Here is a 5191-nt window from a genome sequence, read left to right as displayed (position 1 = left end):
GCGCACCGCGCCTGGCATCCCATCCCGGCAAGGACCTTGTGCGACTCCAAAAAGACATTGAACAGGCTCTAGGGTCAAAAGTGGCGTCAGCGCTTGATGGTAAAGCGCTTTCAGCTATCAAAATAATAGTAATCTGCCCGTGCACTGCGCTGTGCGAAGAGGGGGGCAGGCCGGGTCAGCTGTGCAGCTGGATCTTGCCCTCGCGCACGTACTGGTTGAACTGGTCCTGGGGCAGGGCGGCCGAACCTGCGGCGTCGTTGTCGGCTGTCCAGCTCAGGGTGGTGCTGTCCTTGGCGCGTGTCACTTCCACAGGGCCCTTGGGAATGGTGAGGGGGGCGCCGTCGCCGGGGGTGTAGGTCACATGGCCCTTGATGGTGGCTTGCTGGGGGGAGGGTGAAGACATGGCGGGCTCCTTGTCGGCATGAAGCGTTGGAAAGCCTTCATTACAGGCCGTGGCGCGGCGCCCGGGTGTCAGACCGAGCCGCGCGCGTGCGCACGGCAGGGGCGAATGATGCGCCGGTGGTGACGGGTTGACCAGCAAAGTCAGCCCGGCGCGGCCGACTGTGTGCGCTGTGCGTGCTCCTGCCGCACCAGATAGAGCCCGCTGCCGATGATGATGGCGCCGCCCACCAGGGTGGGCACGCCGGGCACCGCCTGCCACAGCACCCAGTCCAGCCCCATGCCCCAGGCCAGCGCGGTGTATTCAAACGGCGCCACCACCGACGCCTGTCCGTGGCGAAACGCCTCGGTGATCGCCAGCTGGCCCGCAAAACCCGTCACCGCAAGCCCGGCCACCAGCGGCCAGTGTGCCGACTGCACCCCCACCCAGCCGGGCAGTGCCAGTGCCCCGGCGCCCAGCGCGAGGAAGGCCGTGGTCCAGAACACCAGGCTGGCGCTGGAGTCGGTGCGCGTGAGCACGCGGCCCGTGATGGCCGACACCGCATAGCCCACGGCCGCGCCCAGCACCGCCAGCGCACCCAGCGTGAAGAACGCATCCTGGTTGGGCCGCAGCGCCACCACCACCCCCAGCAGCCCGAGCGCAATCGCCACCCAGTGCGCGCCCCGCACCTTCTCGCCCAGCACCACGGTCGACAGCGCCGTGATGATGAGCGGCGCAATGAAGAACAGCGTGTAGGCCTCGGCCAGCGCCAGCTCCTTGATCGCATAGGCAAACAGCGCCAGCATCGACACGTTGAGCACACCCCGCAGCAGATGCAGCGGCCAGCGCACTTTGAGCAGCCCGCGCGCCTCGCCGCGCCACAGCACATACAGCACCACCAGCGGCAACGCCGCCCACCCCCGCAGCGCCGCCACCTGCATGGCTGGGTAGCTGGCCGACAAGGTCTTGAGCAGCGCGTCCATCACGGAAAAGAACCCCACTGCGGCCACCATGGCCAGAATGCCGTGCAGGTTGCCGGAGGTCGGGAGCACTGGCGACGCAGCCGGTGCGGTGGATGTGGCGATGACGGGTGGGGACATGGGCAGCACTTTAGTCCACTGAAGCCGAGAAATCGGCTGTGCGCCGGGGTGGCAACGGGATGCAGCGCAAGGCGCGGGCTGCGGCCAAGGCTGGCCGCCTTGGCAAAGCCCCCAACGCCGCGATGCGCCCGATGCCACCCCGGCCCGAAGGGTGAGGGTCTGGCAGGGCCGCTCTCGTCGTTGCCGTGCTCGCCGGGTGTCCAACCCGGCTGCGCCCGACGCCTAGATTGCGGCCCTGCCAGACCCTCACGCACAGCCGATTTCTCGGTTTCAGTGGACTGAGACGCTCACCGCTTGTGGTGCGAGAGCCATTCTTCCAAATAGTGGATGTTGGTGCCCCCGGCCATGAACTTGGCGTCCACCATCAGCTCGCGATGCAGTGGCACATTGGTGTTGATGCCCTCGATCACCGTCTCCGACAGCGCCGTGCGCATGCGCGCCAGCGCCTGCTCGCGCGTGTCGCCATGCACGATGATCTTGCCGATCATCGAGTCGTAGTTGGGGGGCACGAAGTAGTTGGTGTAGGCGTGCGAGTCCACGCGCACGCCGGGGCCGCCTGGCGGGTGCCAGGTGGTGATGCGCCCGGGCGACGGGATGAACTTGTACGGGTCTTCCGCGTTCACCCGGCATTCGATGGCGTGGCCGCGGATCTCGATCTGCCGCTGGGTGAAGGGCAGCTTTTCGCCGGCCGCCACCATGATCTGCGTCTTCACGATGTCCACGCCCGTGATCCACTCGGTCACGGGGTGCTCCACCTGCACGCGGGTGTTCATCTCGATGAAGTAGAACTCGCCGTTTTCATACAGGAACTCGAACGTGCCCGCGCCACGGTAGCCGATCTTCTTGCAGGCCGCCACGCAGCGCTCGCCAATCTTCTCGATCAGCTTGCGCGGGATGCCCGGGGCCGGCGCCTCTTCGATCACCTTCTGGTGGCGGCGCTGCATGGAGCAGTCGCGCTCGCCCAGGTACACCGCATTGCGGTGCTTGTCGGCCAGCACCTGGATCTCGATGTGGCGCGGGTTCTGGAGGAACTTCTCCATGTACACGGCCGGGTTGCCAAAGGCCGCACCGGCTTCGGCCTTGGTCATCTGCACGGCGTTGACCAGGGCCGCCTCGGTGTGCACCACGCGCATGCCCCGGCCACCGCCGCCGCCTGCGGCCTTGATGATGACCGGATAGCCGATGGCCTTGGCGATGCGGCGGATCTGCACCGGGTCGTCGGGCAGCTCGCCCTCGGAGCCCGGCACGCAGGGCACGCCCGCGCGGATCATCGCCTGCTTGGCCGAGACCTTGTCGCCCATGATGCGGATCGATTCGGGCGTGGGGCCGATGAACTGGAAGCCGCTCTTTTCCACGCGCTCGGCGAAGTCGGCGTTTTCGGACAGAAAGCCGTAGCCGGGGTGGATGGCCTCGGCGTCGGTCACCTCGGCGGCCGAGATGATGGCCGGCATGTTGAGGTACGACAGCGGAGACGGTGCGGGGCCGATGCAGACGGCCTCCTCGGCCAGCTTGACGTACTTGGCGTCGCGGTCGGCCTCGGAATAGACCATCACGGCCTTGATGCCCAGCTCGCTACAGGCGCGCTGAATGCGAAGGGCAATTTCGCCGCGATTGGCGACCAGTATTTTCTTAAACATAAGCTGTCTCGCGGCTCATCGCCCGCGCGCTGGCGCGCGCCAGTGCAATTTGCTTCGCCTTGCCTGCGGCAAGCCCCCCGCGGTTTGCGACCAGAATTTTCTTGAACATGCGCGCCTTATTCGATGACGAACAAAGGTTGTCCGTATTCCACGGCCTGGCCGTTCTCACCCAGGATGCGAGTCACCGTGCCCGACTTGTCGGCCTCGATCTCGTTCAGGATCTTCATGGCCTCGATGATGCAGATGGTCTCGCCTTCCTTGACCTGGCTGCCCACTTCGACAAAGGGCTTGGCGCCGGGGCTGGACGAGCGGTAGAAGGTACCCACCATGGGTGACTTGACGATGTGGCCCGACGGGGCCGCCGCTGCGGCTGCAGCAGGCGCGGGCAGCTCGGCCACGGGGGCTGCGGCTGCCGGGGCGGGTGCGGGCGCTGCCTGCACGGGGGCCGGAACATACTGCTGAACCACTGCGCCGCCGCTCTTGACGATGCGGACCTTGCCTTCGGCCTCGGTGATTTCGAGTTCGGACACATTCGACTCGGACACCAGGTCGATCAGGGTTTTGAGTTTTCGCAGATCCATGAAAGCTCCAACGGCTAAAAACTGAATAGGGCGCGAATTTACTCCAAATTCACCCTATCTCAGCCATCGATCATCAATTTTCATGAACTCCAGCAACCCCAAACCGCCATTCGGCAGCGCTTTTGCATGCAGCAGGGCGTTGGATGCCTGCCGATCCTTCAGCGCAGGACCGACCAATCCTGCAGGTCCTGGGGCGTGATCTGGCCCATTTTACGATGCAGCACCCGCCCGGCTGCACCCAGGACCACGGTGAACGGCAGCCCGCCCGTCAGGTTGCCCAGCGACCGGCCGAGGTCGGTGCCGCCCAGCCCGGCCAGTCCCACCGGGAAATCCAGCGGGATGCGCTCCAGAAACTTTCGCACGGCCGAGGGCTGGTCGATGGCCAGCCCCAGCACCTGCCAGCCCTTGGGCGCGTGTTCGCGGTAAAACGCGTTCAACATCGGCAGCTCGTCCACACAGGGCGGGCACCAGGTGGCCCAGAAATTCAGCAGCAGCGGCTTGCCCGCAAACGCCTGCATCGCCAGGGCGCCCCCCTCGGGCTTGTCAAAGGACATGCCCCACAGCGCCCGCTCGGCGCCCGGCTCCATCGCGTGGGGCTGGAACTTCCACCACGCCAGACCGGCGCCGCCGAGCGCCGCGGCGCCCGCCACGCCTGCATACAGCAGGCGGCGGCGGGCGGACGACGAAGACGCGTCGGCACGGGGCGCCGCAGGGGCGGCAGCATTGGCAGCAAGCGGGGGAGAAGAGGGGTCAGCGGGGTTCGTCATGGGGTTGCGTGTCTTGGAGCAAGCGGCGCACCGCAGCCAGATCGCCCCGGGGCGTGCGGCCCTGGGTGTCGGGCCGCAGCGCGCCGCGCAGGTCGTCCAGGTCGTAGATGAGCAGGTGCACGCCGATCATTTCGGACAGCTCGGGGCTGAGGCTGCTCAGGCTCAGGGCTTCCACCGGCTGGCCGTTGAAGCCCGTCACCGTGCGCGGCTCGTAGTCCACATGGTGATCGATCAACGCAATCTCTGCCGATTTTGGGTCATCGCAGAACAACTGCAGATAAATATCGGAAAGCCGCGTGGCCGTGCCGTGCCACACCGCGCCCGCCAGATGGGGCCGGAAGACCGCCATGCGCTCCATCCACACCAGCGCCAGCTGCCGCAGAGCCCTCAGCTCGCGCGGCTGCGTGTCGGCGCAGAAGATCTGGATGTATTCACGCACGGCTGCCTCGACGCGGTCGTTGTCGGGCAGGGGCGTGCGGGCGGGCAGGCCCAGCTCGCGCACGGCGCGGCGCTTGGCCGGGCCCCATTCCAGGCCCTCCTCCACCACCAGCCGGGCCGTGGTGTGGGCGATTTCGTCGCTCAAGGATGTGTTCATGGCAGAAGGCAAGCGGTTGCTTGGCAGGTGCAAGGGCCGTGGAGTCTGCGCGAGACCGGTTTATCGTGCGTTGCAGCCGATGCTCCTTCTGCCGCGCAGACTCCTAGGCCGCATTGTGGCGCCATCGCACGA

Annotated in this window: 6 protein-coding genes; all 6 read right to left on the bottom strand. The window is 66.6% G+C overall.

The window, feature by feature from the left end:
• Positions 1 to 175: 175 nt before the first annotated feature.
• The 6 genes from ACOQFS_RS07865 to ACOQFS_RS07840 all read right to left on the bottom strand — a co-directional run bounded on the left by ACOQFS_RS07865 (position 176) and on the right by ACOQFS_RS07840 (position 5059).
• Positions 176 to 403, bottom strand: a complete 228-nt coding sequence (locus tag ACOQFS_RS07865) for a hypothetical protein (protein ID WP_421562341.1) — start codon at positions 401 to 403, stop codon at positions 176 to 178.
• Between the two features lie 140 nt (positions 404 to 543).
• On the bottom strand, positions 544 to 1479 hold the full coding sequence (locus ACOQFS_RS07860; RefSeq protein ID WP_421562340.1) for a DMT family transporter: 936 nt from the start codon (positions 1477 to 1479) through the stop codon (positions 544 to 546).
• A gap of 287 nt (positions 1480 to 1766) precedes the next feature.
• Positions 1767 to 3116 (bottom strand): acetyl-CoA carboxylase biotin carboxylase subunit, encoded by a 1350-nt coding sequence (gene accC, locus ACOQFS_RS07855; RefSeq protein WP_421562339.1) that lies wholly within the window; start codon positions 3114 to 3116, stop codon positions 1767 to 1769.
• A gap of 116 nt (positions 3117 to 3232) precedes the next feature.
• Complete coding sequence (gene accB, locus ACOQFS_RS07850; RefSeq protein ID WP_421562338.1) at positions 3233 to 3697, bottom strand: acetyl-CoA carboxylase biotin carboxyl carrier protein; 465 nt, start codon at positions 3695 to 3697, stop codon at positions 3233 to 3235.
• 158 nt (positions 3698 to 3855) lie between these two features.
• Positions 3856 to 4464 (bottom strand): TlpA family protein disulfide reductase, encoded by a 609-nt coding sequence (locus tag ACOQFS_RS07845; protein ID WP_421562337.1) that lies wholly within the window; start codon positions 4462 to 4464, stop codon positions 3856 to 3858.
• Positions 4448 to 5059: a hypothetical protein gene (locus tag ACOQFS_RS07840; RefSeq protein WP_421562336.1), complete on the bottom strand. Its 612-nt coding sequence runs from the start codon at positions 5057 to 5059 to the stop codon at positions 4448 to 4450. The genes ACOQFS_RS07845 and ACOQFS_RS07840 overlap by 17 nt, the downstream gene beginning before the upstream one ends.
• Positions 5060 to 5191: the final 132 nt, after the last annotated feature.

Origin of the sequence: Paracidovorax sp. MALMAid1276 (genome assembly GCF_049198005.1) — a bacterium.
In the GTDB taxonomy this organism is placed as follows: Bacteria; Pseudomonadota; Gammaproteobacteria; order Burkholderiales; family Burkholderiaceae_C; genus Acidovorax.
Note: the sequence above shows the minus strand (reverse complement) of the source record. Positions and strands in the feature narration are given on the sequence as shown.

Bases quoted from the DNA above. Each gene is read 5' to 3' on its own strand.
- ACOQFS_RS07865 (WP_421562341.1), bottom strand. From the start codon at position 403: ATGTCTTCACCCTCCCCCCAGCAAGCCACCATCAAGGGCCATGTGACC.
- ACOQFS_RS07860 (WP_421562340.1), bottom strand. From the start codon at position 1,479: ATGTCCCCACCCGTCATCGCCACATCCACCGCACCGGCTGCGTCGCCA.
- accC (WP_421562339.1), bottom strand. From the start codon at position 3,116: ATGTTTAAGAAAATACTGGTCGCCAATCGCGGCGAAATTGCCCTTCGC.
- accB (WP_421562338.1), bottom strand. From the start codon at position 3,697: ATGGATCTGCGAAAACTCAAAACCCTGATCGACCTGGTGTCCGAGTCG.
- ACOQFS_RS07845 (WP_421562337.1), bottom strand. From the start codon at position 4,464: ATGACGAACCCCGCTGACCCCTCTTCTCCCCCGCTTGCTGCCAATGCT.
- ACOQFS_RS07840 (WP_421562336.1), bottom strand. From the start codon at position 5,059: ATGAACACATCCTTGAGCGACGAAATCGCCCACACCACGGCCCGGCTG.